This is a genomic window from Dictyobacter arantiisoli, from assembly GCF_008326305.1.
GTDB classification, from domain to species: Bacteria; Chloroflexota; Ktedonobacteria; order Ktedonobacterales; family Ktedonobacteraceae; genus Dictyobacter; species Dictyobacter arantiisoli.
Genome location: NZ_BIXY01000225.1, coordinates 1 through 1590, shown reverse-complemented (window position 1 = coordinate 1590; position 1590 = coordinate 1). Strand labels below are relative to the sequence as shown.

1 protein-coding gene is annotated in these 1590 nt (G+C 43.5%); it reads left to right on the top strand.

Features of this window, described 5'->3' with window-relative positions:
• Positions 1-156 precede the first annotated feature (156 nt).
• The gene (locus tag F1593_RS27935) at positions 157-1557 is read left to right on the top strand and encodes a transposase (protein WP_149404827.1); all 1401 of its coding nucleotides are present in this window, start codon (positions 157-159) and stop codon (positions 1555-1557) included.
• Positions 1558-1590: the final 33 nt, after the last annotated feature.

Genomic DNA, 1590 nt, shown 5'->3' with positions numbered 1-1590 from the left:
TATGAGTCATCCCGGATTTTTGGAGAACCCGTAAAACCTCCAATCAATGAGATGAAGGAATTCCAGGAATTGCAGGCACTAGGCAAAAATGGCCTCCTGGTCTACACTGTTGGTGATTAAAATACCCACAGGAGAGACAGGAGGCCATTCACATTAATGCCTACTCAGTATGACATACTTCAAAAAAATGAACAAGACCCCCAAAAAACGTCGCAAGAAATAGCGCGAGAGCTTGAAGTGTTTCTTTCACCTTTATTGATGGTACTCGACGCGTTTCTCGATAAGAGATTGCAACGAACATTGATGCAGTGTTGCGTAGCAATTCTCCGTTTCAGGAATAGCAAGCAGGGGCTCCTTCTGAGCGAATTAGGTTCGTATATGGATAACTATCGCGGTTTATCGAAAAGTGCGACAGCAGGAACGAAGAGGATAAGCAACCTCATCAGATCTTTGAAATGGAATGTTTCTCACATCGACAGCTATTTACTAGAAGAAGCCGAGAGAGAGGTGAAAAGACTCCAAGAAAAGAGAAAGCGTATTCTTTGCATTTGGGATGGAAGTGTGATAGAAAAGCCGGAGAGTAGCGTTGCAGAAGGATTATGCCCAGTCAGGTCAAGCAAGGCAAAAAGACTCAATCGTTCAAGAAGAGGGCATGTTTTCAATATGCCAGCAGCAAGACCGGTGATGGTCACCGGAATGCATTGGACAGGAGCACTAATTGCAGGATTGGAAGGAATCCCGAAAGTGGCATTTATGAGTTGGTGGACGACAAGAGGAGATTATGCAACAAAGACGAGAGAAGAAGAAGAAAGGCTCTTACGGAAATGTGTCAGGAAATGGAGTGATATTCTGGTTCACATTTTTGATCGTGGATATGCGTCAGGTCCTTGGTTACAGTTCCTTCAATCGTTAAAAGTCAGGTTCGTCATTCGATGGATAAAAAACCATAAATTTTTTGATCAAAATGGGGAAGAAAAGAAATTATGGGAAATTGGTCGAGGGAAGAAGTATCTTGCTCATAAAGAAATATTTGATACGTTTACCGGCCAGAAAATGCCCTGTGATGTGTGGTGGACAACGGTATGGCATGCCAGTTACGCGTATCCTTTGTATTGCGTCAAAGTGAGAGTGAATAAAAAAATATGGTATCTCATTACGAATGAGCCGATAAAAACAGAAGTGCAGGCCTGGGAAATCGTTTTTATGTATAAGAGGCGCTGGCAAATTGAAACGAGTTTTCGCTATGGAAAATGTGAGTTAGCGATGGAAAGTCCACGCCTGTGGGCTTTTGAAAATCGTCTGAAACTTCTTTCACTTGTGACGATCTGTTATGCCTTTCTTATTCATATTCTAGAACCATTCTACAGGGATATGGTTCAGGCGGTTTTACACCTCAAATGTCACAGAACGGGGAAACGGTGCCGGGAAACTCTGGCACCGCTTTACCGCGTACGGTGGGCGATCAGCCGCCTTTGGGATGATGCCCATCCCGTTCTTGGAAGTATTCTCCCGCCGGATTTAGAAACAATTCAGGTTTTAGCATCATTTAGGTGCTAGAAATGTTTCCCGAAAATCCGGGATGACTCATAA